The sequence below is a fragment of the Burkholderia sp. BCC0044 genome (assembly GCF_902832955.1).
Taxonomy (GTDB): domain Bacteria; phylum Pseudomonadota; class Gammaproteobacteria; order Burkholderiales; family Burkholderiaceae; genus Burkholderia.
In genome coordinates this window covers 1,034,850-1,059,538 of sequence record NZ_CADFDO010000001.1, presented here as the reverse complement: position 1 = coordinate 1,059,538, position 24,689 = coordinate 1,034,850, and the positions used below count along the sequence as shown (strand labels likewise).

20 protein-coding genes are annotated in these 24,689 nt (G+C 68.7%); 15 read left to right on the top strand and 5 right to left on the bottom strand.

Features of this window, described 5'->3' with window-relative positions; translation table 11 throughout:
- Window positions 1-23 precede the first annotated feature (23 nt).
- From HWX14_RS04695 to HWX14_RS04675, 5 genes are all read left to right on the top strand, one after another.
- A complete protein-coding gene (locus HWX14_RS04695) occupies window positions 24-2,414 on the top strand; it encodes an EAL domain-containing protein (protein WP_175881742.1) in 2,391 nt (796 codons plus the stop codon).
- A gap of 19 nt (window positions 2,415-2,433) precedes the next feature.
- Window positions 2,434-3,171, top strand: coding sequence for an iron-containing redox enzyme family protein (locus tag HWX14_RS04690; protein ID WP_175881741.1), 738 nt, complete (start codon window positions 2,434-2,436; stop codon window positions 3,169-3,171).
- Between the two features lie 99 nt (window positions 3,172-3,270).
- Window positions 3,271-4,017, top strand: a complete 747-nt coding sequence (locus HWX14_RS04685; RefSeq protein ID WP_175881740.1) for a response regulator transcription factor — start codon at window positions 3,271-3,273, stop codon at window positions 4,015-4,017.
- 298 nt (window positions 4,018-4,315) lie between these two features.
- Window positions 4,316-6,145 carry an acyl-CoA dehydrogenase gene (locus tag HWX14_RS04680; RefSeq protein WP_175881739.1) on the top strand — a complete coding sequence of 610 codons (1,830 nt, stop codon included), beginning with the start codon at window positions 4,316-4,318 and terminating at the stop codon, window positions 6,143-6,145.
- Window positions 6,146-6,287: 142 nt separating this feature from the next.
- Entirely contained in the window at window positions 6,288-7,268 is a 981-nt protein-coding gene (locus HWX14_RS04675; RefSeq protein ID WP_175881738.1) for an NADPH:quinone oxidoreductase family protein, read from the top strand.
- Window positions 7,269-7,415: 147 nt separating this feature from the next.
- Here HWX14_RS04675 and HWX14_RS04670 read toward each other — a convergent pair whose 3' ends face one another.
- The gene (locus HWX14_RS04670; RefSeq protein WP_175881737.1) at window positions 7,416-7,967 is read right to left on the bottom strand and encodes a PadR family transcriptional regulator; all 552 of its coding nucleotides are present in this window, start codon (window positions 7,965-7,967) and stop codon (window positions 7,416-7,418) included.
- A 152-nt stretch (window positions 7,968-8,119) separates the two neighbouring features.
- Between HWX14_RS04670 and HWX14_RS04665 the strand changes: the two genes are divergently transcribed.
- The 6 genes from HWX14_RS04665 to HWX14_RS04640 all read left to right on the top strand — a co-directional run bounded on the left by HWX14_RS04665 (window position 8,120) and on the right by HWX14_RS04640 (window position 15,967).
- Window positions 8,120-10,144: an NADPH-dependent 2,4-dienoyl-CoA reductase gene (locus HWX14_RS04665; protein WP_175881736.1), complete on the top strand. Its 2,025-nt coding sequence runs from the start codon at window positions 8,120-8,122 to the stop codon at window positions 10,142-10,144.
- A 46-nt stretch (window positions 10,145-10,190) separates the two neighbouring features.
- Entirely contained in the window at window positions 10,191-10,631 is a 441-nt protein-coding gene (locus HWX14_RS04660; protein WP_175881735.1) for a nuclear transport factor 2 family protein, read from the top strand.
- A gap of 416 nt (window positions 10,632-11,047) precedes the next feature.
- Window positions 11,048-13,147, top strand: a complete 2,100-nt coding sequence (locus tag HWX14_RS04655) for a TonB-dependent siderophore receptor (RefSeq protein ID WP_175881734.1) — start codon at window positions 11,048-11,050, stop codon at window positions 13,145-13,147.
- An 11-nt stretch (window positions 13,148-13,158) separates the two neighbouring features.
- On the top strand, window positions 13,159-13,944 hold the full coding sequence (locus tag HWX14_RS04650; protein ID WP_175881733.1) for an ABC transporter ATP-binding protein: 786 nt from the start codon (window positions 13,159-13,161) through the stop codon (window positions 13,942-13,944).
- Window positions 13,941-14,933 carry an ABC transporter substrate-binding protein gene (locus HWX14_RS04645; protein WP_175881732.1) on the top strand — a complete coding sequence of 331 codons (993 nt, stop codon included), beginning with the start codon at window positions 13,941-13,943 and terminating at the stop codon, window positions 14,931-14,933. The genes HWX14_RS04650 and HWX14_RS04645 overlap by 4 nt, the downstream gene beginning before the upstream one ends.
- The gene (locus HWX14_RS04640) at window positions 14,930-15,967 is read left to right on the top strand and encodes an iron ABC transporter permease (protein WP_175881731.1); all 1,038 of its coding nucleotides are present in this window, start codon (window positions 14,930-14,932) and stop codon (window positions 15,965-15,967) included. The genes HWX14_RS04645 and HWX14_RS04640 overlap by 4 nt, the downstream gene beginning before the upstream one ends.
- Before the next feature lie 35 nt (window positions 15,968-16,002).
- Here the strand turns inward: HWX14_RS04640 and HWX14_RS04635 are convergent, their stop codons facing one another.
- Both HWX14_RS04635 and HWX14_RS04630 read right to left on the bottom strand, forming a co-directional pair.
- On the bottom strand, window positions 16,003-17,388 hold the full coding sequence (locus HWX14_RS04635; RefSeq protein WP_175881730.1) for an ATP-binding protein: 1,386 nt from the start codon (window positions 17,386-17,388) through the stop codon (window positions 16,003-16,005).
- Complete coding sequence (locus HWX14_RS04630) at window positions 17,389-18,114, bottom strand: response regulator (protein ID WP_011545135.1); 726 nt, start codon at window positions 18,112-18,114, stop codon at window positions 17,389-17,391.
- A 244-nt stretch (window positions 18,115-18,358) separates the two neighbouring features.
- Between HWX14_RS04630 and HWX14_RS04625 the strand changes: the two genes are divergently transcribed.
- Both HWX14_RS04625 and HWX14_RS04620 read left to right on the top strand, forming a co-directional pair.
- Window positions 18,359-19,105: a MipA/OmpV family protein gene (locus HWX14_RS04625; RefSeq protein WP_175881729.1), complete on the top strand. Its 747-nt coding sequence runs from the start codon at window positions 18,359-18,361 to the stop codon at window positions 19,103-19,105.
- A gap of 290 nt (window positions 19,106-19,395) precedes the next feature.
- Window positions 19,396-19,731 carry a hypothetical protein gene (locus tag HWX14_RS04620; protein ID WP_175881728.1) on the top strand — a complete coding sequence of 112 codons (336 nt, stop codon included), beginning with the start codon at window positions 19,396-19,398 and terminating at the stop codon, window positions 19,729-19,731.
- A gap of 129 nt (window positions 19,732-19,860) precedes the next feature.
- Here the strand turns inward: HWX14_RS04620 and HWX14_RS04615 are convergent, their stop codons facing one another.
- Window positions 19,861-21,078 carry a transglycosylase SLT domain-containing protein gene (locus HWX14_RS04615; protein WP_175881727.1) on the bottom strand — a complete coding sequence of 406 codons (1,218 nt, stop codon included), beginning with the start codon at window positions 21,076-21,078 and terminating at the stop codon, window positions 19,861-19,863.
- A gap of 405 nt (window positions 21,079-21,483) precedes the next feature.
- Window positions 21,484-22,644: a porin gene (locus HWX14_RS04610; RefSeq protein WP_175881726.1), complete on the bottom strand. Its 1,161-nt coding sequence runs from the start codon at window positions 22,642-22,644 to the stop codon at window positions 21,484-21,486.
- Window positions 22,645-23,126: 482 nt separating this feature from the next.
- Between HWX14_RS04610 and HWX14_RS04605 the strand changes: the two genes are divergently transcribed.
- Together HWX14_RS04605 and HWX14_RS04600 are read left to right on the top strand one after the other, a co-directional pair.
- A complete protein-coding gene (locus tag HWX14_RS04605; RefSeq protein WP_175881725.1) occupies window positions 23,127-23,636 on the top strand; it encodes a sigma-70 family RNA polymerase sigma factor in 510 nt (169 codons plus the stop codon).
- A gap of 3 nt (window positions 23,637-23,639) precedes the next feature.
- Window positions 23,640-24,641, top strand: a complete 1,002-nt coding sequence (locus tag HWX14_RS04600; RefSeq protein ID WP_175881724.1) for a FecR domain-containing protein — start codon at window positions 23,640-23,642, stop codon at window positions 24,639-24,641.
- Window positions 24,642-24,689: the final 48 nt, after the last annotated feature.

Sequence of the window (24,689 nt, the reverse complement as noted above, 5' to 3'; positions counted from 1 at the left end):
AGCAGCCATTCAGCAGGGAAGACATGTCGAAGCGCCAGAGTCAGCGCAGCTCGTTTTACGTGTGGCCGTGGAGTCCGGCGCTCGGCATCCTGCCGATCGTCGTCGTGATCGTCGCGCTGGCCGGGTTCGTCGCGGTCAGCCTGATCGTGATCATGTCGCTGCGCGTGTACGTCGGCGGCGAAAGCAGCTGGTCGAAGGCGCAGAAGGACGAGGTGATCCTGCTGACACGCTATGGCCAGACCGGCGACGAGAAGCTGTTCGGCGACTACCTGGCGGTCGACCGGACCCTCACGTTTCTCGGCGTCGCGCGCCGCGCGATGGTCGGCGTGCCGGCGGATTCCGGCGTCGCGCGCGCGGCGATGATCGCGGCCGGCATCAATCCCGTCGATGCGGCGGCGGTGGTGTGGTTCTATCCGGTCCTGAGCAGCTTCGCGAGCCTGAACGTCGCGCTGCGGTACTGGGAGGATGCGGACCGGCAACTGGTCGACCTGCGCCGGCTCGCCGACGCGCTGCGCGAGGCCGTGCAGGCGGCCGACGTGCGCCGCACGCGTCGTCTGAACCGCGAGATCTGGGATCTCAATTCGCGCATCGAGCCGCTGCCGAAGCGCTTTTCCGACGAGCTGAGCGCCGAATTCCGCTCGGCCGTGATCCAGCTGTTCCTGTCGTACCTCGTGGCGTCGCTGCTGATCCTGCTGCTGTCGGTGCGCTGGGCGAGCCGCGCGCAACGTCAGCAGCTGTCGATGCAGACCGAGCTGGACCGGAGCCAGGCGTTCGCGGAAGCCGCGCTGCGCTCGGTGGCCGACGCGATCGTCACGATCGGCCTCACGCGCAGCATCGAGACGCTGAACCCGGCGGCCGAGCAACTGCTCGGCGCGTCGTCGGACACGTGCGTCGGCAAGCCGATCAACGACGTGCTGGACCTGATCGATACGTCGACCGGCATGTCGATCAAGCTGCTCGCGTCGTTCAGCAACAGCGGCGATCCCACCTTCACGCGCGATCTCGACCTGATCCGCGGGTGCCGTTCCGCGGTGGCCGTGCGCGCGTCGCTGTCGAAGATGGACAACGCGGCGGGCCACTGCGTCGGCTACGTGCTGATCCTGCGCGACATGTCGCGCGAATACCAGTTGATCGAGAAGCTGACCTGGCAGGCGTCGCACGATGCGCTGACGGGCCTCATCAACCGGTCCGAGTTCGAGCGGCGTCTCGGTGAGGCGCTGGCGCAGCGCGCGGGCGGGATGCTGATGGTGCTCGATCTGGACGGTTTCAAGGAAATCAACGACGTATGCGGCCATGCGGCCGGCGACGCGCTGCTGCGCGATGCGACCGCGGTGTTCCGGCGCGGTCTCGACGACGCCGACGTGGTCGGCCGGCTCGGCGGCGACGAGTTCGGCATCCTGCTGCCGGCCGGCCGCGACGGCGTGCCGGACGGCGGCAAGGCCGAGCGGATCCGCGCATGCGTGGAGGATTTCACGTTCCGGTGGGAAGGCGAGCCGTTCAAGATCAGTGTCAGCATCGGCGTGCTCGATCTCGCCTGCCGGCCCGACAACGTCGAGACGGCGATGCAGATGGCCGACATCGCCTGCTATGTCGCGAAGGACCGCGGCCGCAATCGCGTGCACGTCGCCGATTCGCGCGACCTGAATTCGGGCCGCCAGGCGTATCACATGCAATGGAGCCGCCGCGTGAAGACGGCGCTCGAAACGGATTCGTTCCAGTTGTATGCGCAACGGATCGTGCCGATCCAGTCGGGCAACGACGCGCGAGAGCACGCGGAAATCCTGCTGCGCATCCCCGACGCCGACGGCAAGCTGATCTCGCCGGTGTTCCTGCCGGCCGCCGAGCGCTACGGTCACATGACGATGATCGACCGCTGGGTCGTGCGCACCGTGATCCGGCGCCTCGCGCGGCTCGAGCGGCGCCAGTACGTCGAATACAACGTGAACCTGTCGGCGATGTCGATCACCGACGAGCGCTTCGTCGAATTCGTGATCGCCGAGCTGTCGGCGTCGGGGCTCGATCCGTCGTTGCTGTGCTTCGAGATCACCGAGACGAGCGCGGTGCGCAACCTCGAAGTCGCATCGCGCTTCATGTGCGAGCTGCGCGATCTCGGCTGCCGGTTCGCGCTCGACGATTTCGGCGCGGGCATGTCGTCGTTCTCGTATCTGCGCCAGTTGCCGATCGACTATCTGAAGATCGACGGCGGCCTCGTGTCGGACATGACGTCCGACCACGTCAAGCGCGGCATCGCGTGCGCGATCAACGACATCGCGCACGTGCTGCAGTACCGCACCGTCGCGGAGCACGTCGAGGACACGACGACCGCCAACATGCTGCGCGCGCTGGGCGTCGACTATTGCCAGGGCTATTACTTCGGCCGCCCCGCGCCCTGGCAGGAAGGGGGCTTTCATTGAACGACGGAGGATCGAACGCATGAGTGCTCCATTTGAGCTGACCGGCGACCTGATGGACCTGGCCAGCTATCCCGGCTGGCTGCGCGACGTGGTCGGCACGACCGACGAGCTGCGTGGCCGCATCCTCGCGCATCCGGCATTCGCGGCGATGAGCGCGGGGACCCTGCGCGCGTCGCAACTGCGCACCTTCTTCGTGACCGGTTGGGCGGTGGTCAGCCAGTTTCCCGAGTACATGGCGATGAACCTGGTGAAGACCGCCGCGTACCGGTCGCGCGGCGACGAGAAGGCGCGGCGCTACCTGATCCGCAATATCCGCGTCGAGCAGAATCACGTCGACCACTGGGCCAACTGGGCCGCCGAGTCGGGCGTGACGATCGACATGATGCTGGGCGGCGATGCGCCGCCGGACGGATTTGCCCTGAGCCACTGGTGCTGGCGGAGCGCCAACGCCGACGCGCTCGCGCCGAGCATCGCCGCGACCAACTATGCGATCGAAGGCGTGACGGGCGAATGGAGCGCGCTGCTGTGCGCGTCGTCGTATGAGACGCAGTTCGATCCGGCGGTGCGGCATCGCGCGATGCGCTGGCTCAAGCTGCATGCCGACTACGACGACCGGCATCCGTGGGAAGCGCTCGACATCGTCGCGACGCTGCTCGGCCGCTCGCCCGCGGCCCGCGACGTGCGCGACGTCGAGACGTCGATTCGCAAGAGCCTCGGCTATTTCGCGACGAGTCTCGATTGCTGCATGCATGGGTAAGAGCCGGCGCCGCGCGATCGCCGACGCGCGAGCCGGCGTGATCGGCGCAACGCCGGCGTGTGTCGTCGTCGTCCAGATTGTCGTGTCGGGCAATTTTTCATGGTCACCCCAGTTCTCGTCGTAGAGCCGAATCCGCGCACGCGCGACATGATCCGCGCGTTGCTGCGCAGTTTCCAGATCGATACGGCGGCGTTCGACGACGTGTCGTTGCTGTCGACGCGCGTGGCGGCGGTGCGGCCGGCGCTGATCGTGCTGCGCGTCGAGCAGCCGGCGACGCCCGTGTATATCGCGCTGCGCGCCTTGCGCCGCGAGGGCTGCGACATTCCGGTGATCGCGCTCAGTCGCAGCGCGCGGGTGGTCGACAAGGTCGTCGCGCTCGAGATCGGCGCGGACGACTACGTGGTCGAGCCGTTCGAGCCGATGGAGTTCATCGCGCGCGTGCGCTGCGCGATGCGCCGCCACGCGTCGAACCGGCCTCGACGGCCGCGCGCGCCCGGCACGCCGGAGCCCTATGCCTTCGGCGACATCGAAGTGGATTTCGCGAACCGGCGCGCGAGCCGCGCCGGGCGCGATCTCGGCTTGCGCGTGAGCGAGTTCGCGCTGCTCGAGCTGTTCATCTCGCAGCCGATGCGCGTGCTGTCGCGCACCGAGATCCTCGTGCTGCTCGGGCTGAAGGCGGCCGGGCGTTCCGAGCGCGGGCTCGACGTGCTGATCTTCCGTCTGCGCAACCTGATCGAGCAGGCCGTCGGCGATTATCGCTATATCCGCACCGTGCGCGGCAAAGGCTACATGTTCGTTCCGCTCGGCACGCTCGCCGACGACGGCGCGGCCCCGCCGGACGCGTGAGCGCGGCGGCCGGCTTTCACGATCCTTCCATCCGGCCCGCTTTCGGCCGCGCCCACTGGCCGATCAGGGCGACCCGGCATTGTCGATTTAGAACGACCGTGCTAAATTTCCGCCAGCCCTAGCAGTCACCGACCCACAGATCCGGTTCCGGCAACCGGCGCCAACGGGCGCGCCGGCGCGCCGCCCGACAGGAGACAGACGTGATGGAGCTTGCATCGATCGGGCGTGTGCGGATCGACCGCGGCGCGCATGGCACGGGCCGCGCGCGGCGCGCGGCCGGCACGCGGAGGGCGTCGCGATGAGTCTGCTGATGTCGCGACGCGATCTCGCGTTCCTGCTGTACGACTGGCTCGACGCCGAAGCGCTCGTCGCGCTGCCGCGCTACGCGGAGCATAGTCGCGAGACCTTCGATGCGGTGCTCGACACCAGCGAGCGGATTGCCGAAGACCTGTTCGCGCCGCACGCGGCGCGCGGCGATCGCGAGGAGCCGCGGTTCGACGGCGAGCGCGTGACGCTGATCCCGGAAGTCGAACCGGCCGTGCGCGCGTTCGCGGACGCCGGGCTGATCGCCGCGGGCCACGACGAAGCGCTCGGCGGCATGCGCTTGCCGAAGTTGGTCGAAGCCGCGTCGTTCCTGTTCTTCCAGGCCGCGAACATCGCGACGGCCGCGTATCCGTTCCTGACCGTCGCCAATGCGAACCTGCTCGTCGCGCACGGCAGCGCCGCGCAGATCGACGCGTTCGCGCGCCCTGAGCTGGAAGGGCGCTTTCTCGGCACGATGTGTCTGTCCGAACCGCAAGCGGGCTCGTCGCTGTCCGACATCGCGACGCGCGCCGATTTCGAATGCGATTCGCCGCTCGGCCCGCGCTATCGGCTGACCGGCAACAAGATGTGGATTTCCGGCGGCGAGCACGAACTGGCGGAAAACATCGTGCATCTCGTGCTCGCGAAGGTCCCCGACGAACACGGCCGGCTGCAGCCCGGCACGCGCGGCATCTCGCTGTTCATCGTGCCGAAGTTCCTGACCGGCGCCGATGGCCGCGCAAACGGCGAGCACAACGACGTCGTGCTCGCCGGGCTGAACCACAAGATGGGCTATCGCGGCACGACCAACTGCCTGCTGAATTTCGGCGAAGGGACGCGTTATCGTCCGGAAGGGCGCGCGGGCGCGATCGGTTACCGGGTCGGCCAGCCGAATTATGGGCTCGCGTACATGTTCCACATGATGAACGAAGCGCGCATCGGCGTCGGCGCGGGCGCGGTGGCGCTCGGTTACACCGGTTACCTGCACGCGCTCGACTACGCGCGCAACCGTCCGCAAGGGCGGCCGCTCGGGCCTGCGGCCAAGGATGCGGCCGCGCCGCAGACGCCGATCGTCGACCATCCGGACGTGCGGCGCATGCTGCTCGCGCAGAAGGCGTACGTCGAAGGCGGGCTCGCGTTGATCCTGTACTGCGCGAAACTCGTCGACGAAGCGCATGCGCACGACGATGCGGCGGTGCGTGCCGATGCCGCGCGCCTGCTCGACATCCTGACGCCGATCGCGAAAAGCTGGCCGTCGCAGTGGTGTCTTGCCGCGAACGATCTCGCGATCCAGGTGCACGGCGGCTACGGCTACACGCGGGACTACGCGGTCGAGCGGCTCTATCGCGACAATCGCCTGAATCCGATCCACGAAGGCACGCACGGTATCCAGGCGCTCGATCTGCTGGGCCGCAAGGTCGTGCAGGACGACGGCGCGTCGCTGCACGCGCTCGATGCGCGGATCGGCGCGACCGTCGAACGCGCACGAGCGGTGGATGCCGGCACGCGCGAGCAGGCCGATGCATTGGCACGGCGCTGGGCGCGGCTGCGTGACGTCACGCGACAACTGGGCGCGATCGGTGATCCGCAGACGCGGCTCGCGAACGCGAGCGTGTATCTCGAAGCGTTCGGCCATCTCGTCGTCGCCTGGCTGTGGCTCGACGTGACGCTCGCCGCGCACGGGCGCGACGGCGATTTCCACGACGGCAAGCGCGCGGCGGCCCGGTACTTTTTCCGCTGGGAACTGCCGAAGGTGGATGCGCAGCTCGATCTGCTGGCGAGCGTCGACACGACGACGCTCGACATGCACGACGCGTGGTTCTGATCGTGTATTCAAATACATTCCGGAATACTGATGATGTTGTCGATGCCGATGGCCATCACATGCTCGTCGTGAACCGGCCGCGCGGGGATATCCCGCACACCGTACCGATGCCCGGCCACGCCGCGCAAGGAGAAAGAAGCGCATGAAAGCCCTGTTGTGTACCGCATTCGGCCCGATCGACCGCTTGCGCATCGAGGACATCGCGATTCCCGAGCCGGCCGCCGGGCAGGTCCGGATCCGGGTGAAGGCCGCGTCGCTCAATTTCCCCGACGCGCTGATCGTTCAAGGTTTGTATCAGGTGAAACCGGCGCTGCCGTTTTCGCCGGGCGCCGAGTTCGCCGGCGTGATCGACGCGGTGGGCGACGGCGTCACCGCGTGGCGGCCCGGCGATTCGGTGATGGCGTTCACGGGGCACGGCGGGTTCGCGGAGCAATGTGTGGCCGACGTGCATCAGCTCGCCGCGCTGCCGCCGGGGATGACGTTCGAGCAGGGCGCGGCGCTCGTGCTCGCGTACGGCACGTCGCTGCATGCGTTGCAGCAGCGTGCGCGCCTGCAGGCGGGCGAGACGCTGCTCGTGCTGGGTGCGGCCGGCGGCGTCGGGATCGCCGCGATCGAGATCGCGAAAGCGCTCGGCGCGCGCGTGATCGCGGCGGCGTCGAGCGCGGACAAGCTTGCGCTGTGCCGCGAAGCGGGCGCCGACGAGACGATCGACTACGCGACCGAAGACCTGCGCCGCCGCGTCGACGAACTGACCGGCGGGCGCGGCGCGGACGTCGTCTACGATCCGGTGGGCGGCGCATACAGCGAAGCGGCGCTGCGCGCGACCGCGTGGCGCGGCCGGTTCCTCGTGGTCGGCTTCGCGGCCGGCGAGATCCCGAAGCTCGCGCTGAACCTCGCGCTGCTGAAGGAGCGCGACATTCTCGGCGTGTTCTGGGGCGATGCGGTACGTCGCGATCCGGCGCAGCATGCGGCGAACATGCAGCTGCTCGCCGAATGGTTCGCGGCCGGCAAGGTGCGGCCCACGATCACCGAGCGCGTGGCGCTGTCCGGTGCCGCCGACGCGATCACGCGGATGGCGAACCGGCAGGTGAAGGGCAAGGTGGTGATTCTGCCGGACGCGTGATCCGGCTTCGCCGCGCGGCGCTTCAACGCAGGCCGCGCGGCCGGTTCTTCACGACGGCGGGCGCGATGCGCGACTTGCTGTAGAAAGTCATGGCCAGATAGTTCGTCCCGCGATGTCGATCGGCGTCGCGCCCGCTTCGTCAGCGGCTCAATCCTTCGGCAAACGCAGCGTGTCGAGTGCATGCTGCGAAAACTCGACCCAGAACCGCTCGTTCGCGATGCCGGCCTGCAGCACCAGATGCTGCAGGCGCTTCCGGCGCGAATCATCGTCCGCCGAATCGTCGTCCGCAGAAAAATCGCGCGCCTCGATCTGCAGATACAAATCCAGCTTTTCCTGATGCAGCGCGATGCGCCGCTTGATCTCGTCCTCGAGGCCGGCTGGCCCGAGCACGGCTTCCGCACGCAGGCGCACCATCAACGCTTCGCGCAGCGGCGTCGGATCTTCCGGTTCGGCGATCCAGCGTCGCAATTCCTTCTTGCCGGCCGGCAGGATCCGGTACGCGCGCTTGCGGCCGCGGCCGGACTCGGCGGGCAGCGATTCGATCCAGCCCATGTCCTCCAGACGCCCGAGTTCGCGATAGATCTGCTGGTGCGTCGCCTGCCAGAAATAGCCGATCGAGCGATCGAAACGATCGGCGAGCTCGGACCCCGAACCGGGACGTTCGGCGAGGGCGGTGAGAAGCGCGTGCGGCAGGGACATGTCGAATCGGCGAAGGCTGCGGAATGAACCGCATCTTGCCATATCGGGGCCGCAGCACAAACCTCAGGAGGGGCATTTATGCAACATGTTGCATAAACGAGGGCGACGGGCTACCATCAGTGCAACTTGTTGCATAAACATGGAGACACCCGATGGCTTCCCGTTATCCGCATTTGACGACCCCGCTCGAACTCGGCTTCACGTCGCTCAGGAACCGCGTGTTGATGGGGTCGATGCACGTCGGCCTGGAGGAAGCGCCGAACGGCTTCGAGCGGATGGCCGCGTTCTATGCGGAGCGTGCGCGCGGCGAGGCCGGGCTGATCGTCACGGGCGGATTCGCGCCGAACGAGCGCGGCCGTCCGGCGCCGGGCGGCGCGATGCTGACGACCGAGGCGGAAGCCGAACGTCATCGCGTCGTGACGCGCGCGGTGCACGCGGAGGGCGGACGGATCGCGTTGCAGATCCTGCATTTCGGGCGCTATGCGTATCACCCGGCGCTGGCGGCGCCCAGCGCGCTGCAGGCGCCGATCAACCGGTTCACGCCGCATGCGTTGACGAGCGACGAGGTCGACGAGACGATCGCCGATTTCGTGCGATGCGCGGCGCTCGCGCAGTATGCGGGCTACGACGGCGTCGAGATCATGGGGTCCGAGGGCTACCTGATCAACGAATTCATCGCCGCGCGCACGAACCATCGCGACGATGCGTGGGGCGGCGCGTACGAGAACCGCATCCGCTTCGCGGTCGAGATCGTGCGGCGCGTGCGCGAGCGTGTCGGCACGAACTTCATCGTCATCTACCGGCTGTCGATGCTCGATCTGGTCGAAGGCGGCTCGACGCTCGACGAGGTGATCCGGCTCGCGCAGGCGATCGAGGCGGCCGGCGCGACGATCCTCAATACCGGCATCGGCTGGCACGAGGCGCGCATTCCGACCATCGCGACCAAGGTGCCGCGCGCCGCGTATGCATGGGTGACGCGGCAACTGATGGGCAAGGTCGGCATTCCGCTCGTCGCGACCAACCGGATCAATACGCCGGAAGTCGCCGAGCAACTGCTCGCCGACGGCTATTGCGACATGGTGTCGATGGCGCGGCCGTTCCTCGCCGATGCCGCGCTCGTCCGCAAGGCGCGGGAAGGGCGCGCGGATGAAATCAACACGTGCATCGGCTGCAACCAGGCGTGCCTCGACCATACGTTCAGCGGCCGGATCACGTCGTGCCTCGTGAATCCGCGTGCGTGTCATGAAACCGAGCTCGTGATCCAGCCGGCGCCGCGCCGCAAGCGGATCGCGGTGGTCGGCGCGGGGCCGGCGGGCCTCGGCTTCGCGGTCACGGCGGCCGAACGCGGTCATGCGGTCACGCTGTATGAAGCGGGCGCCGAGATCGGCGGCCAGTTCAACATCGCGAAGAAGGTGCCCGGCAAGGAAGAGTTCAACGAAACGCTGCGCTATTTCCGCCGGCAGATCGAACTGCGCGGCATCGCGCTGCACGTCAACACGCGTGCGACCGCCGAGATGCTGTTGCAGGGCGAATTCGACGAAGTGGTGATCGCGACGGGCATCGTGCCGCGCACGCCGCCGATCGATGGCATCGGGCATCCGAAGGCGCTCGGCTATCTCGACGTGCTGCGCGACGACAAGGCGGTCGGCCGCAGCGTCGCGATCGTCGGCGCGGGCGGCATCGGCTTCGACGTCACCGAGTATCTCGTGCATCGCGACGGCGCAGGGCGGGTCGATGCGGATCGGTTCTTCAGCGAATGGGGCGTCGACCGGTCGTATGCGCATGCCGGCGGCCTGGGCGAAGCGCGGCCCGAACCGGCGGCGCGGCGCGTGCATCTGCTGCAGCGCAAGGCGTCGAAAGTCGGCGACGGGCTCGGCAAGACCACCGGATGGATTCATCGCGCGGCGCTGAAGGCGCGCGGTGTCGGAATGTCGTCGGCGGTCACGTACCGACGCATCGACGACGACGGCTTGCACGTGACGATCGACGGCGTCGACCAGACGCTGCCGGTGGACAACGTGGTGATCTGCGCGGGGCAGGAGCCGTCGCGCGAACTCGCGGAGCAACTGCAGGCCGCCGGATGCCGCGTGCATCTGATCGGCGGCGCATACGAGGCCGCCGAACTCGATGCGAAGCGCGCGATTCACCAGGGCACGACGCTGGCCGCGACGCTTTGATACCGATTCGTTTCCATTCGATTCAACAACGTTACTGGAGACTGCGATGACGCACTCACCGCTGAATGTTCATCCCGCCGTCGCGACATCGCTCGACGCATGGCATGCGATGGTCGAACGCAAGGATTTCGGCGCGCTGGAATCGATCGTTCATCCGGACGCCGTGTTCCGTTCGCCGATGGCGTTCAAGCCGTATGGGCCGGCGCCCGCGCTGTTGATGGCGCTGCGCACGGTGATCACGATCCTCGAGAATTTCACGTATCACCGCGCGTTCGCGACCGACGACGGCAAGAGCGTCGTGCTGGAGTTCGGCGCGACCATCGGCGACAAGGCGCTGAAGGGGATCGACATGATCCGCTTCGACGACGACGGCCGGATCGTCGAATTCGAGGTCATGATCCGGCCGTTCAATGCGCTGCAGGCGCTCGGCGCGGAAATGGGCGCGCGGCTCGGGCAGCAGTTGCCGGCGTTCAAGACCGGCGGGTGAGCGGTGTGGTGGCTATGTGCAACCGGTTTGCGGCCGCGTTGCCGAGCCCCGCGCGAGGTCGTGCGCAGCCTCGACGAGGCGCAGCAAGCGCGCTCGCGGTGCGCAACCGGCCGCGGGGCGACAAGCTGTGGGTGCAGTTCAGTTTCCCGCTGTAGACGCGCGGGGCGGCAACCCGAGCTGTCAAAATCCTGACGGATCAAGTTGATATATTGTATCATCTGACGTTTTCGTCGCCGGTGGCCGGGCTGCCCCGCACACACTCGCGCGCGACGACAAACGAACAAGATCGATACGACGTGACGAGAACCGGAAAGACCCCGGCGCGCGGGGAACGGCGCCATGCCGCGCCGCGCCGGACCACGGGCGCCTGGCGCACCCGCGCGGCACGCGGTTGCACGACCCTGGTGGGCTGCGCGATGGCCACCACCGGCGCGCTGGCCGCCGAAGCTGCCGCATCGGCGCAGGACGACCGGCACGCGCTGCCGGCGATCAACGTCACCGCATCGTCCGCTTCATCCGCCCCGGCCGACCCGCTGACGCAACCGCTCGAAACGGGCTCGCGGCTCGGGCTCGCGAGTCTCGACACGCCCGCGAGCGTCGAAACCGTCACGGCCGATACGATCGACGCGCGCGGCGATCGCACGGTGCTCGATGCGGTCACGCGCGCGGCCGGTTTTTCGAGCGCGGTCGCGCCGGGCACCGGCGGCACCGCGCTGAGCGTGCGCGGCTTCAGCGGGCAGGAATCGGTGATGACGCTGCTCGACGGCGTGCGGCTGATGCCGGCGGCCGGCACGAGCACGTTTCCGTTCGACACGTGGTCGGTCGAGCGCATCGAGGTGCTGCGCGGCCCGGCGTCGGTGCTGTACGGCGAAGGGGCGATCGGCGGGGTCGTGAACGTGGTGCCGAAGCGGCCGCAGCGCACGCGCGAGACGACGCTGCAGGCGGGCATCGGCCCCGACGGCGCGAAGCGCTTCGCGTTCGATACGACGGGCGCGCTCGGCCCGCGGCTGTCGTACCGCTTCTACGCGAGCGATGCGCGTGCGAACGGTCTCGCGGAGCGGGCCGATACGCATACGACGGCCATCGGCGGCGCGCTGACGTTCGACGTGAGCCCGCAACTCACGCTGACGCTCGACTACGACTACGGGCGTCAAATGCCCGCGACGTACTATGGCGTGCCCGCGCCGAACGGCGTGCTCGATCCATCGCTGCGCAAGCTGAACTACACCGTCGGCGACGCGACGATTGCGTACTACGACCAGTGGACGCGCCTGTCGGCCCGCTACCGGCCCGCGGCCGGCGTGACGATCGACAACCAGCTCTACTACCTGACATCGAACCGTCACTGGCGTAACGCGGAATCGTATGTGCTCGACCCCGCGACGGGACTTGTCACGCGCGGCGACTATCTCGACATCGGCCACCACCAGCGGCAGATCGGCGACCGGCTGAGCGCGCGTTTCGACGGCGCGCTGTTCGGTCGCGCGAACCGCTTCGTCGTCGGCGCGGAATTCAGCCAGATCACGTTCAGCGGCATCAATAATTCGCCGTACGGCGGCGAAACGACGGTGCCGGCGCACGGCTTCGACGCCGGCGTGTTCACGAGCCCCGACCCGACCGTGCCGCAGTTCAGCACGCGCGCGCGGCAGGCGGCGGTATTCGCGGAGAACCGGCTCGAGGTGCTGCCGCGGCTCGCGTGGGTGAGCGGCCTGCGCTACGACCACATCGCGTTCAGCCGCGAGCAGGCGGCGACCGGCGCGGGCTTCGACAAGCGCTTCGCGAACGTCGGCTGGCGCACCGGTGTCGTGTTCGACATCGCGCCGACGTTCAGCGCGTATGCGCAGTACACGACGGGCGCAGAGGGCGTCGGCTCGCTCGTGACGCTGTCCGCGTCGCAGGCGGGCTACCGGCTCGCGACCGGCGAACAGTGGGAAGCCGGACTCAAGCAGACGCTGCTCGACGGTCGCGCGTACTGGACGTTCGCGGTGTACGACATCACGAAGCGCAACCTGCTCAGCACCGATCCGTTCAATCCGGCGCTGCGCCAGCAGGTCGGCCGGCAGTCGTCGCGTGGCGTCGAGCTGACCGGCGGCGCGCGGCTGCCGCACGGCTGGACGATCGACGCGAACGTCGCGCTGCTGCGCGCGCGCTACGACGCATTCAACCAGACGGTTGGCGGCGCAACGGTGTCGCGGGCCGGCAACGTGCCGTCCGGCGTGCCGCAGCAGACCGCAAACCTGTGGCTCGGCTGGGCGTTCGCCGAGCGCTGGCATGCGAATGCGGGCGTGCGCTACGTCGGCGCGACCTACGGCGACGACGCGAATCGCGTGCAGGTGCCGTCGTATACCGTGTTCGATGCGTCGCTGCGCTGGCAGCCGACGTCGCGCACCGAGCTCGCGCTGTATCTGCGCAATCTGGCGAACCGCACGTACGCGGTGACGACGTCGAACGGCGGCGAGCAATGGCTGCTCGGCCCGTCGCGCTCGGCGGAGCTCGTCGCGACGATGCGCTTCTAGCGCGGTACGGCATGCGCCCAGTCACCCACATGCTCGACATCGAACGCGTGCGCTGGTCTCCCGGCGGCGCGGTCGACGTGCTCGATTCAGTGACGCTGACGGTGGCCGAAGGTGAATTCGTCGGCCTGGTCGGCCCGAACGGCAGCGGCAAGACGAGCCTGCTGCGCTGCGCATTCCGTTACGCGCGCCCCGACGCGGGCCGCGTCGCGCTCGATGCGCAGGACGTGTGGCGCATGCGGCCGCGCGCGGTCGCGCAGCGTATCGCGGTGCTGCAGCAGGAGACGCCGGACGATTTCGGGTTGACGGTGGACGAGCTGGTCGGCATGGGCCGCACGCCACACAAGCGGCCGTTCGATGCGGAGTCGGCCGACGATCGCCGGATCGTCGACTCCGCGCTGCACGATGTCGGCCTCGTCGAACGCCGTGCACAGCGCTTCGCGTCGCTGTCGGGCGGCGAGAAGCAGCGCGCGCTGCTGGCCCGCGCGCTCGCGCAGCAGCCCGAACTGCTGTTGCTCGACGAACCGACCAACCATCTCGACCTGCGTCACCAGCTCGAACTGCTCGCGCGCGTGCGCCGCCTCGGCATCGCGACGCTCGCGACGATTCACGACCTCAATCTCGCGGCCGCGTATTGCGACCGGCTCCATGTGCTCGCGCACGGCCGCGTCGTCGCGTCCGGCGCGCCGGACGACGTGCTGACCGAAGCGCTGCTGCGCGACGTGTTCGGCGTCGCCGCGCTCGTCGATCGCCATCCCGTCACGGGCCGTCCGCGCATCACGCCGCTTCATCCGGAATGACCGCCATGCCGTTTCCTGTTCTTTCCGCCGTCTCCCGCCGTCTGGTCGCTGCTGCCGTGTTCGGCGGCGCGTCCGTTCATGCGCTCGCCTATCCGGTCACCGTGCGCAGTTGCGATCGCGACGTGACGTTCGAGCGCGCGCCGACGCGTGCGGTGAGCAACGACGTGAATCTCACCGAGATGATGCTCGCGCTCGGCCTGAAGGATCGCCTCGTCGGCTATACGGGCATCGGCGGCTGGAAGACGGGCACCGCACGCGTGCGCGACGCATTGCGCGGCGTGCCCGAACTGGCGAGCCAGTATCCGTCGCTGGAAGTGCTGGCCGCCGCGCGCGCCGACTTCTATCTCGCGGGCTGGAACTACGGGATGCATGTGGGCGGGCCGGTGACGCCGGCGACGCTCGCGCCGTTCGGCATCCGCACGTACGAGCTGACCGAATCGTGTTCGCACGTGATGAAGCAGTCGGCCGCGTCGTTCGACGACGTGTTCCGCGACCTGACCAATCTCGGCCGGATCTTCGGCGTCGATGCGCGCGCCGCGCAGGTCGTCGCCGGGATGCGTGCGCGGCTCGCGGCGGTGTCGCGCGCGATCGGACGCCCGGCGCCGCTGCGCGTATTCGTGTACGACAGCGGCACCGACAAGCCGATGACGGCGGGCGGCCTCGCGATGCCGACCGCGTTGCTCGCGGCGGCGGGCGCGCGCAACGTGATGGACGACCTGCCGCGCAGCTGGACGCAGGTGAGCTGGGAAAGCGTGGTCGCGCGCGATCCGCAGGTGATCGTGATCGTCGACTATTCGGCGGTCACGGCCGCGCAGAAGCAGCAGTTCCTGTCGAGCCAGCCGGCGCTCGCGCGCGTGGCCGCGATCCGCGACCGGCGCTTCGTCGTGATTCCGTACGATGCCGCGACGCCCGGCCCCGAGAACGTCGCGGCCGTCGAGACGCTCGCCCGCGCGCTGTATCCGGCCGCATTTGCGGCGGCGGCGCGATGAGCGTGCGCGGGCAGGCGGCGCGGCCCGGCATGCGCGTGGTGCTACCGGCGCTGGCCGTGCTGCTGATCGTGTCGATCGTCGTATCGGCCGCGTTCGGTCCCGCGCCGATCGCGGTGCCGGACGCGGTGCGGATCGTCGCCGCGCACGTCGCGTCGGCGTTCGGCGGCGCCGACGCGTTCGCGGCGGCGGGCGACGACAGCATCGTGTGGCTGATCCGGATGCCGCGTGCGCTGCTGGCCGCGATCGTCGGCGCGACGCTGGCGGCGGTCGGTGTCGCGTTGCAGGCGGCGACCGCGAACCGGCTGGCCGATCCGCACCTGCTCGGCGTGAGCGCGGGGGCGATGCTCGGCGCGATCGCGGTCACGGTGGTGGCCGGCGCGGCGTTCGGCCCGTTCACGCTGTCGGCCGCCGCGTTCGCGGGCGCGCTTGCGGCGACCGCCTGCGTGATCGCGCTCGCTTACCGGAGCGGCCGGCTCGAATCGGACCGGCTGCTGCTCGCGGGCGTGTCGGTGTCGTTCATGATGGCCGCGTTCGGCAACCTGCTGCTGTATCTCGGCGACCAGCGCGCCGCGTCGTCGGTGCTGTTCTGGATGCTCGGCGGCGTCGGGCTCGCGCGCTGGGACTTGCTGCCGGTGCCGGCCGTGTGCGCGGTGCTCGCCGGCTTCGCGCTCCATGCGCGTCGGCGCGAACTGAATGCGCTGATGTCGGGCGATGTCGCCGCCGCGTCGCTCGGTGTGCCGAGCGCGCGGATGCGGCGCGAGGTGTTCGTCGTCGCGTCGTTCGCGACGGGCGCGATGGTCGCGGTGAGCGGCGCGATCGGCTTCGTCGGGCTCGTGACGCCGCATCTGTGCCGTCGCGTCGTGGGCGCCGAGCACGGCCGGTTGCTGCCGGTCGCCGCGCTGGCCGGCGCGATCCTGCTCGTGTGGGCCGACGTTGCCGCGCGTACGCTCGCGGCGCCGGAGGATCTGCCGATCGGCGTCGTGACCGCGCTGTTCGGCAGCCTGTTCTTCGTCGCGCTGTTGCGCCGGCGTTGAGCGAAGGCGAGGGCGGGTGGGAGCCCGCCCCCTGTTCAACGAAGCGGAATGACCGTACCCGTGCCGCGACGGCGGCGCGCATCGGCATGCGGGTTCGCGACGCCCTGCGCGACGTCGAAGAGGCTGTCCGGCAGCGCGCGCACGGGCAGCGTGATCACGAAGCGCGCGCCGCCGAGCGGCGAATCCTCGAGCCGCACGTCGCCGCCGTGCACCTGCGCGACGCGCCGCACGATCGCGAGCCCGAGCCCGAAGCCGCCGGTCTGCCGGTCGCGGCTCGAGTCCAGCCGCTGGAACGGCTCGAACACGCGGGCGCGCTCGGCGGGCGGAATGCCGGGGCCATCGTCGTCGACGCTCAGCACGAGCGCGCCGGCGCGGTCGCGGGCGGCGGCCAGCACGACCTTGCGCGACGCATAGCGCGCGCCGTTGCGGATCAGGTTCAGCAGCGCGCGGGCGACGAGCTTCGGATCGCAGACGTGGGTCGCGGGCGCGTCGAGCATCGACACGTCGAGCGCGATGCCGCGATCGGCGATGTCGTCCGCGACGTTGCCGGCGACGCTGTCGATCAGCGCGTCGACGACGACCTCCATCGGCGCGAGTTCGCTCGCCCCCTGTTCGAGCCGGCCGATCGTCAGCAGCTCGGTGACGAGCTCGTCGAGTTCGCGCACGTCGCGCCGCAGCGCGTCGCGGCGCTCGCGCATCCGGCCCGTTTCGTCGGCGTCGGCGAGCAGCGCGAGCCCGAATTCGAGCCGGGCGAGCGGCGTTTTCAGTTCATGCGAGATGCCGTGCATCATCTCGCGCTGCTGCTTGATCGACGCCTCGATGCGCGCGGCCATGTCGTTGAACTGCTGCGACAGCTCGTAGATGTTCGACTTGCCCGACACCTTCACGCGCGTCGACAGCGTGCCGGCGCCGAACGCGCGCGCGGCGTCCTGCAGCCGGCGAATGTCGCGCCAGTGATAGTTGATCCACAGCACCACCGCGAACAGCGTCGCGAGCGCGAGCAGCATGTACGCATAGATCCGGATGTCGAGGTCCGGCGCCTCGATCGGGCGCGCATGCAGCACCGAGCCGTCGGCGAGCGGCATGTAGTAATCCTTGCCGTTGTAGCTGATCGCGATCCGGCCGGCATCGAGGTCGCGCAGCGGCGTGCCGCTCAGTTGCGCACGCGCGTCGGCCATCGACATGAAGCCGAACCCTTCGCGGCCGTGCAGCGCGAGTTCGCGCAATGCGAGCTCGCGCTGCGCGCCCGGATGGCGTTCGAGGTAGTCGTTCAGCACGAACGCATAGGTCGTCAGCGAGTCGCGTTGCGCCTGCGCGCCGCGCTCGTAGAAGATCCGGTCGAACGACAACTGGATGAAGATGATCGACGCACCGACGAACAGGATCACGACGAGGTACAGGCGGAGCAACGGGCGCAGCATTTATTCGTCCCACGCGGAAGGGCTGAACAGGTAGCCGCGGCCCCAGATCGTCTTGATCTTGTGCGGCTCCGACGACGCATCCTCGAAGCGGCGGCGCAGCTTCGAGATGCCGGAATCGACCGAGCGGTCGAGCCCGTCGAATTCGATTCCGCGCAACTGCTTCAGGATGTCGTCGCGGCTCAGCACGGTGCCGGCCGCGCGCGCGAGGATCAGCAGCAGGTTGAATTCGGCGGTCTTCAGCTCGACCGGCTCGCCGCGCCACGTGACGGTGCGGTTCGGCGGCGAAATGGCGAGCTCGCCGAACACGAGCGCGTCGGGCGCGACCGCGGGCGCTTCCGCCGCGGCCGGCTGCGCGCGGCGCAGCAGCGCGCGGGCGCGCGCGACGAGCACGCGCGGCTCGATCGGCTTCGTCACGTAGTCGTCGGCGCCCGTCTCGAGCCCGGCGACCTGGTCGTAAACGTCCGCGCGCGCGGTCAGGATCAGCACGGGGACGTTGGTGAACGCGCGGATGCGCCGGCAGACTTCCATGCCGTCGAGGTTCGGCAGCATCAGGTCGAGGATCACGAGGGCCGGCTGGTGCTCGCGCACCGCCGCGACGGCGAGGTCGCCGCGCCGCACGACCGTCACCGCGAATTCATAGCCGTCGAGGTATTCGCGGACGAGCTGCGCGAGACGATCGTCGTCCTCGATCAGCAGCACACGGTATTTGAGTGGAACTTCGTTCATGGTCTCCTCAGATGCACGCGCCATCTCCCACCGGGCAAGCCGGTGCGCGACGCGGCACGCGAATTCTATCCGGCCGATCGACCGCCGGGGCAGCGGGGCGACAATCGCGAACAATCGAACACAATTGCGCACAGATTCGCCGCACATTCAGGACAGTCTCAGGGCCGGGCGGCACCTAGACTGCGGGCTTCGTCACTCATATCTCAATATTGTGCGCCCATCACTTCGCCGCTACCGCTATTGCATGCCGCTCGCCGGCCTGACCCTCGCCGCCGCCGCCCACGCGGAAAACCAGTATTCGTTGTCGCTCGGCGGTGGCGTCGCACCGCGCTACCAGGGCAGCAAACAGTATCGCGGCGTCGTCGCGCCGTCGTTTTCCGCGAAGTTCGGCAATGGCTTCTTCGTCGACAGCACGGAGGGCGCCGGCTACCGGCTGGACCTGCCGCACGGTGCGTTCGTGTCGGCGGCGGTGAGCTACGACGCGGGCCGCGCGGACGAGAACCGCTTCGACCTGCCGGGCTCCGACTACCTGAAGGGGATGGGCCGGATTCCGGGCTCGGTGCTGGTCGGCGTGCGCGCCGGCGTGACGCTCTTCGATGCGGCGGAACTGAGCGTCACGATCGATACGCCGGTCACGCACACGTCGCATGGCGTGTCGGGGCACGTGGATCTCGCGGTGCCGGTGCTCAAGACGTCGCAGCACGAGATCGTCGTGACGGGCACCGTGCACGCGGGCTCGGGACGCTACATGCAGACCTTCTACGGCGTGACCGACGCACAATCGATGACGAGCCGGTTCCGGCCGTATTCGGCGAGCGGCGGGATCGACAGCGCATCGATGGCGGTGGCGTGGAACTGGACGCTGTCGCGGCACTGGTCGGTGCTCGCGACCGGCGGCGTGACGCGGCTGCTCGGCCGTGCCGGGGACAGCCCGATCGTGCAGTCGCGCAGCAACTACTACGGCATCGCGGGCGTGACGTACAAGTTCTGAACGGATTGCCGGCGCGGGGCGGCGCGCGCGGCGCGCACATGATGCGTCGGCGTCGCGCCGTCGCCGCGAACCGCGTGCGGTAACATGCGGGCGGGTTCGGCGTCAGGCCGGGCCTGCGACGCCGGTGCGCCGAGAGGTGGCTCGGGCTCGGCCGGGTCGCGACAGGCCGCCATGCGCCGGCCGGCGCCATCGGGAAACGGCCGGCAGCGTGCGGAACCGATCACGCATGCGATGCCCGGTCGTGCACGAATGCCGCACATCGGCCGCCGGGCCGAGACACGGAGAAACCGATGAAGAACACGATCGCGATGCTCGTTGCACTCGTTGCGAGCGCAACCTTTGCAGGATGTGCGGACATGGACACGAAACACCCCAACGCCACCGCGGGCGGCGCGGCCAGGCCCCCGTTGCAGTCGGGCGCCGCGCAGGTATGCAAGGCGGACGCCGCGCCGGACGACGCGCTGGTCGGCAAGACCGAGACCGACGCGACCGCGCTGCTCGACGGCTGCCTGTGGCGCGTGCTCGAGCGCGACGGCAAGTCGTTGCCGGGCACGATGGATTACCGGGGGGAGCGCCGCAATCTCGGCATTCGCGACGGCAAGGTGATCTGGGTACGGCGCGGGTGAGAGCCGTGTGACGATTGCCTCATTGGAATCGTCGACGTCGCGCTATCTGCGCGGGTATGTCATGAAGCGCGGCGCGGCCGCTGACCGCACGGAAATGAGCGCCGCGACGCGCGTGTGATCGGACGCGCTTCACTTCGAGATGTACCACAGCGCGTCCGCGCTGGCGCGCGACGGCTGGGCGGCCGCAGCCGGTGCTTGAGCCGGCGCGGGCGGCGGCGTGTTCGACGTGATGGCCGTCGGCAGCGTGGCGGGAACATTCGCGGTCGACGGCGAGGCCGCCGCCGTTCCCGACGTCGACGGCGTATTCAGGTACCACAGCGCATCGGCCGACGCCGTGCGTTTCGCGGCCGTATTGGCCGCCGTGTTCGTCGCCGCATTCGCGGCCGTCCCGGCCGACTTCTTCGATGCGGAAGCCGATACCCCAGCCGTCGCCGTCCCCGCTTGCGCGGTCATGCCCGCGGCCGCCGCGCTGCGCTGCGCGCGCGCTTCGAACGGCCCGAGCTGGAAGATCAACGTTTGCGCGGGACGCGTCACGACGGCATACGGAAACTGCAGCTCCCACGACATCAGCACGCGCCCGGCCGACGTCTCGGTGAAGATCGCCGGCACGTGCTTCATGTCGCTGAACTGCACGTAGACCCGCGCGCCGTCGTCGAACACCTGGGTCGGCTTGGCCTGGTCGGCGCCGGTGACGGTCCATCCGAAGTTGTACGTGCCGGCCGGGCCGGCGGGGCCGCCTTGCGGCGGCGGAGGCGGCGAGGCCGGCGAGATCGTGCGCGCACGCGTGACGGGCGGCGCCGACACGCTCAGGCTCGCGAACGGGTTGTACGTCTGTGCCTGTTGCGGCGGCGTGAAGGACGGTGGAAGGATGGGCATGGGAGTATCCGGCGAATCCGGCATGGTCCGGATTGCATCATAGACCTTGCGCGCATACGCGAGGCGCTTGTCGGGCGACGCGGAGTTGTACGCGCCGATCGCGTTCCAGTTGGGGCCGAGCTGGCGGATGTTCTGCGACAGGATCCACGCGCCGACATACGCGTTCGTGCACGCATCGAACAGGCTTTCCCGCGTGATGCCTTCACGCGCGAGCGTCGGCAGCCACGTGCTGTTGATCTGCATCAGCCCGATATCGACCGTGCCGTTGGTGTTCGTGTTCACCGCATTCGGATTCATCCCCGATTCGACTTGCGCGATGCCGCGCATCAGGGCAACGCTGACGTGCTGGAACGCGGCCGCGTCGTCGAGGCAGTCGGCCCGTGCGACGCCACAGAGCGCGCACGAGAGCGCGATCGTCGAGGCGAGGGTCAGCGTGTCGCGGCTGAGCGGGCGAGTGGTATGACGCGGCATGGCAGGATGGGACGGAATTCGGGCGCCCGGTGCAAGGAAATTACGCAGACGCGAAGTGTGCCATAGCAGGCGGCCAAATGGCTCGCGTCAAACTTTCCTTTGCATTTGTCCGCGCGTGCGCCGCGCATTTTTATCGCGCCGGATCGTGGCCCGACGCGATACGGGATCGGTAAGAATGGCCGGCATTGGTGCGAAGGCCAATGCAATGGCGATGACCGAAACCTGACGTATTACGTCACTCATGCGGTGAAGCCGGCTGGCAATAAGCGAAGCGAAAGGAAAATCGCCCGTAAGCCATTGGCGGGGAAAAGAAAGCGACAAAAAACGGCGGCCGAAGCCGCCGTGTGCGCAATGCGGATTCGACCGGCCACGCGGCGCGCAGCCGGCGGTCTCGCAATATCGCGATCAGAAGCGGTGACGCAGCCCGAGGTTGACCATCGTCTGCGAACTCGTGCCCGCATAACCGTACGACCCGATCGACGCCTGCGCGGCCATCGAGCCGCCGTTGCCGTCGCCGGTCTGGCCGCTCGCGTGCTGGTACGCGGCGCTCAGGTAGACGTCGGTGCGCTTCGACAGGTTGTAGTCGGCGCCGGCCGATACCTGGTGATAGGTCGCCGACGTGTCGCCGCCCGAGCGCGTGTAGCTGTAGCCGACGCCGACGAGCAGCGCGTTCGTCGCCTGGTAGTTCACGAAACCTTGCCCCGTGTTGTAGTGCTCGTTCGAGCCGAACAACGAGCTCGCGTCGCGGCGGTATTGCGCATTGCTGTAGCCGACGCCGAACGTGAACGGGCCGGCGACGTACTGGCCCGCGATGCGGGCGATGCCGATCGAGTGCGCGCTCGCATAGCCGCTGTTGATCGGGCCGTCGAACGTGCCGTCCGACGAGCTGGTCCAGCCGTTGCGCACGCCGTTCGACGCGGGGCTGTTGGTCGCGTGGAAGTAGCCGCCCGCGACGCTGAACGGCCCGTTGTTGTACGACACGGCGGCCGAGTACGACTGCGCGGCGCCGGTGCTGCCGGCGATGCCGCCGAACGAATACATCGCCGCGAACTGCAGGCCCGCATAGACGGCCGACGTGTACTTCACCGCGTTGTCGACGCGGAAGCTGTTGTCGTAGTTGTCGACGTCGCCCGGCGTCGCGAACACGCTGCCCAGGTAGTTGTCGGCGGTGATGCCCTGCACGAGATCGACGAGCGGGTCGTACTGGCGGCCGAACGTGAGCGTGCCGTAGCGGTCGCTCGTCAGGCCGACGAACGCCTGACGGCCGAACAGGCGGCCGCCCTGGCCCTGCCGGCCGTTGCTCGGGTCGAAGCCGTTCTCCAGCTGGAACAGCGCCTTCAGCCCGCCGCCGAGATCCTCGGTGCCTTTCACGCCCCAGCGGCTGCCGGCCAGGTTGCCCGCGCTGCTGTTGCCGAGCATCCACGCGTTGTCCTTGCCTTGTTCATGGTTCACATAGGTGATCGACGTGTCGATCACGCCGTACAGCGTGACGCTCGACTGCGCATGCGCGACGGGTATCGCCGCGAACGACGCGAGCGAAATCAGCGAGAGGGCCATGCGTTTCATTTCATCTCCTTGGCGCACTGGGGTGGGTTCGTGATCCGGAATGGCAGGAGACTACAGAGCTGCAATAAACGGCAAAAATGAAATTCTTCGTTGTGGTCGGATGTAGACAGGGATGTTCCTGGAAATACACCATTGAGGGATTTGCATTATTGGCGGCTGCGTATCAATGGATTGTCATTCCGTCTGTTTTTCATTGCGTTTTGCGCGTGACGTGATAATTCGGCGTGATTTTCAGGCGAATTACCGCAATCTCAATATTGTTGGCGATCCGTCAAATCATTATTTAACGAATCGAATTGGTCGCCCTGAAACGACTGTGATAGTCGCGCGTCGCGCGTGACCGGATGGGCCTCGAAACGTCACGCGCCGTCGTTGCGCCGTAGCCGCGGCGCGCCGAAACCCGGGCCACAATCTTACTTTTGTATATAATAATCATTCTCATTTACAGAATTGTTGACGCTCGCGCACCCCGGAACCCGGCCATGTCCGCTGACAAGCTGTCCCTCCATCGAGAAATCGACGCCCTCTATGCCGGCCACCACGCGTGGCTGCGCGGCTGGCTGAGCCGGAAGCTCGGTTGCGCGCACCGCGCGGCAGACCTCGCGCACGACACGTTCGTGCGCCTGCTCGCACGCGACGAGCCGATCGGCGCCGACGAGCCGCGCGCGTTCCTGACGACGGTCGCGCAGCGGGTGCTGAGCAACCACTGGCGGCGCGAGCAGATCGAGCGCGCGTATCTCGACGTGCTCGCGCAGCGCCCCGAAGCGGTAGCGCCGTCGCCGGAAGAGCGGGCCGTCGTCGTCGAAACGTTGCTCGAGATCGACCGGCTGCTCGACGGCGTGCCGCTCGCGGCGAAGCGTGCGTTCCTGCTCGCGCAGCTCGACGGGCTCACGCAGGCCGAGATCGCGCGCGAACTCGGCGTGTCGCTCGCGACGGTGAAGCGCTATCTCGTGAAGGCCGGCACGCAGTGCTTCTTCGCGATGGCGGCCTGACCGATGGCCGCCCCGGGAGCGCCGGCGGTGCCGCCGCACGTTGCACGTCGCGCGGTCGAATGGTGGGTCGACCGGCAGTCCGGCCGCACCGACGACGCGTTCGTCGCCGCGCTCGCGCGCTGGCGTGCCGAGGATCCGGCGCACGACGCCGCGTGGCGTCACATCGAAGCGATGCAGGGCCGGTTCGGCCGGCTGGCGGCCGGGCTCGACGCACAGGCCGCGCAGGCGGCGCTGCTGCCGAAGCGGGCGGGCCGTCGCGCGGCCGTGAAGGCGCTGGCCGTGCTGCTGTTCGCGGGCGGCGCCGCATGGATGGCCGAGCCGTCACGGCGCGCGGCGATCTGGCCGGCCGACCTCCGCACGGCGGTCGGCGAGCGGCGCACGGTGACGCTCGCGGATCGCACGATCGTCGTGCTCGATACCGACACGGCGCTCGACGTGCGTTTCGACGACGCGGCGCGCCGCCTGCGCCTGCTGCGCGGCACGATCATGGTCACTAGCGGTCACGACCACCGTGTGCCCGCGCGGCCGCTCGTCGTCGCGACCGCGCAGGGCGAGCTGCGCCCGCTCGGCACGCGCTTTGCGGTGCGGCAGCGCGACGGTGCGACGCGCGTCGAGGTGTTCGCCGGCGCCGTGCAGGTGCAGCCGGTCGATGCGCCGGCCGGCGCGCGCGTGATCGCGGCCGGGGAGGGCGCGGATTTCACGCGCGACGCGATCGCCGCGCCGGCGCCGCTCGATCCGTATGCGTCCGCGTGGACGGACGGCATGCTCGTCGCGTCGCGCATGCGGCTCGCCAATCTCGTCGCCGAGCTCGACCGCTATCGCCGTGGCAACCTGCGCTGCGATCCGGCCGTGGCCGACCTGCGCGTGTCGGGCACCTATCCGCTCGACGATCCGCAGCGCGTGCTCGATACGCTGATGGCGACGCTGCCGATCGACGTCCACTACCTGACGCGTTACTGGGCGACCGTCGTGCCGGCTGGTTCGGCCTATTCGACCCATTCGTGAGCGCCCCGAAAAATTTTTCAGCCGGCCTGAGCTGTTTTTCGATGTTCG

What these genes read in the sequence shown, in the direction of transcription:
- HWX14_RS04635 (WP_175881730.1), bottom strand. Translation starts at nt 17,388, where the DNA reads ATGCTGCGCCCGTTGCTCCGCCTGTACCTCGTCGTGATCCTGTTCGTC.
- HWX14_RS04615 (WP_175881727.1), bottom strand. Translation starts at nt 21,078, where the DNA reads ATGCCGCGTCATACCACTCGCCCGCTCAGCCGCGACACGCTGACCCTC.
- HWX14_RS04665 (WP_175881736.1), top strand. Translation starts at nt 8,120, where the DNA reads ATGGCTTCCCGTTATCCGCATTTGACGACCCCGCTCGAACTCGGCTTC.
- HWX14_RS04695 (WP_175881742.1), top strand. Translation starts at nt 24, where the DNA reads ATGTCGAAGCGCCAGAGTCAGCGCAGCTCGTTTTACGTGTGGCCGTGG.
- HWX14_RS04605 (WP_175881725.1), top strand. Translation starts at nt 23,127, where the DNA reads ATGTCCGCTGACAAGCTGTCCCTCCATCGAGAAATCGACGCCCTCTAT.
- HWX14_RS04685 (WP_175881740.1), top strand. Translation starts at nt 3,271, where the DNA reads ATGGTCACCCCAGTTCTCGTCGTAGAGCCGAATCCGCGCACGCGCGAC.
- HWX14_RS04630 (WP_011545135.1), bottom strand. Translation starts at nt 18,114, where the DNA reads ATGAACGAAGTTCCACTCAAATACCGTGTGCTGCTGATCGAGGACGAC.
- HWX14_RS04655 (WP_175881734.1), top strand. Translation starts at nt 11,048, where the DNA reads ATGGCCACCACCGGCGCGCTGGCCGCCGAAGCTGCCGCATCGGCGCAG.
- HWX14_RS04640 (WP_175881731.1), top strand. Translation starts at nt 14,930, where the DNA reads ATGAGCGTGCGCGGGCAGGCGGCGCGGCCCGGCATGCGCGTGGTGCTA.
- HWX14_RS04670 (WP_175881737.1), bottom strand. Translation starts at nt 7,967, where the DNA reads ATGTCCCTGCCGCACGCGCTTCTCACCGCCCTCGCCGAACGTCCCGGT.
- HWX14_RS04660 (WP_175881735.1), top strand. Translation starts at nt 10,191, where the DNA reads ATGACGCACTCACCGCTGAATGTTCATCCCGCCGTCGCGACATCGCTC.
- HWX14_RS04610 (WP_175881726.1), bottom strand. Translation starts at nt 22,644, where the DNA reads ATGAAACGCATGGCCCTCTCGCTGATTTCGCTCGCGTCGTTCGCGGCG.
- HWX14_RS04680 (WP_175881739.1), top strand. Translation starts at nt 4,316, where the DNA reads ATGAGTCTGCTGATGTCGCGACGCGATCTCGCGTTCCTGCTGTACGAC.
- HWX14_RS04675 (WP_175881738.1), top strand. Translation starts at nt 6,288, where the DNA reads ATGAAAGCCCTGTTGTGTACCGCATTCGGCCCGATCGACCGCTTGCGC.
- HWX14_RS04600 (WP_175881724.1), top strand. Translation starts at nt 23,640, where the DNA reads ATGGCCGCCCCGGGAGCGCCGGCGGTGCCGCCGCACGTTGCACGTCGC.
- HWX14_RS04650 (WP_175881733.1), top strand. Translation starts at nt 13,159, where the DNA reads ATGCGCCCAGTCACCCACATGCTCGACATCGAACGCGTGCGCTGGTCT.
- HWX14_RS04645 (WP_175881732.1), top strand. Translation starts at nt 13,941, where the DNA reads ATGACCGCCATGCCGTTTCCTGTTCTTTCCGCCGTCTCCCGCCGTCTG.
- HWX14_RS04625 (WP_175881729.1), top strand. Translation starts at nt 18,359, where the DNA reads ATGCCGCTCGCCGGCCTGACCCTCGCCGCCGCCGCCCACGCGGAAAAC.
- HWX14_RS04620 (WP_175881728.1), top strand. Translation starts at nt 19,396, where the DNA reads ATGAAGAACACGATCGCGATGCTCGTTGCACTCGTTGCGAGCGCAACC.
- HWX14_RS04690 (WP_175881741.1), top strand. Translation starts at nt 2,434, where the DNA reads ATGAGTGCTCCATTTGAGCTGACCGGCGACCTGATGGACCTGGCCAGC.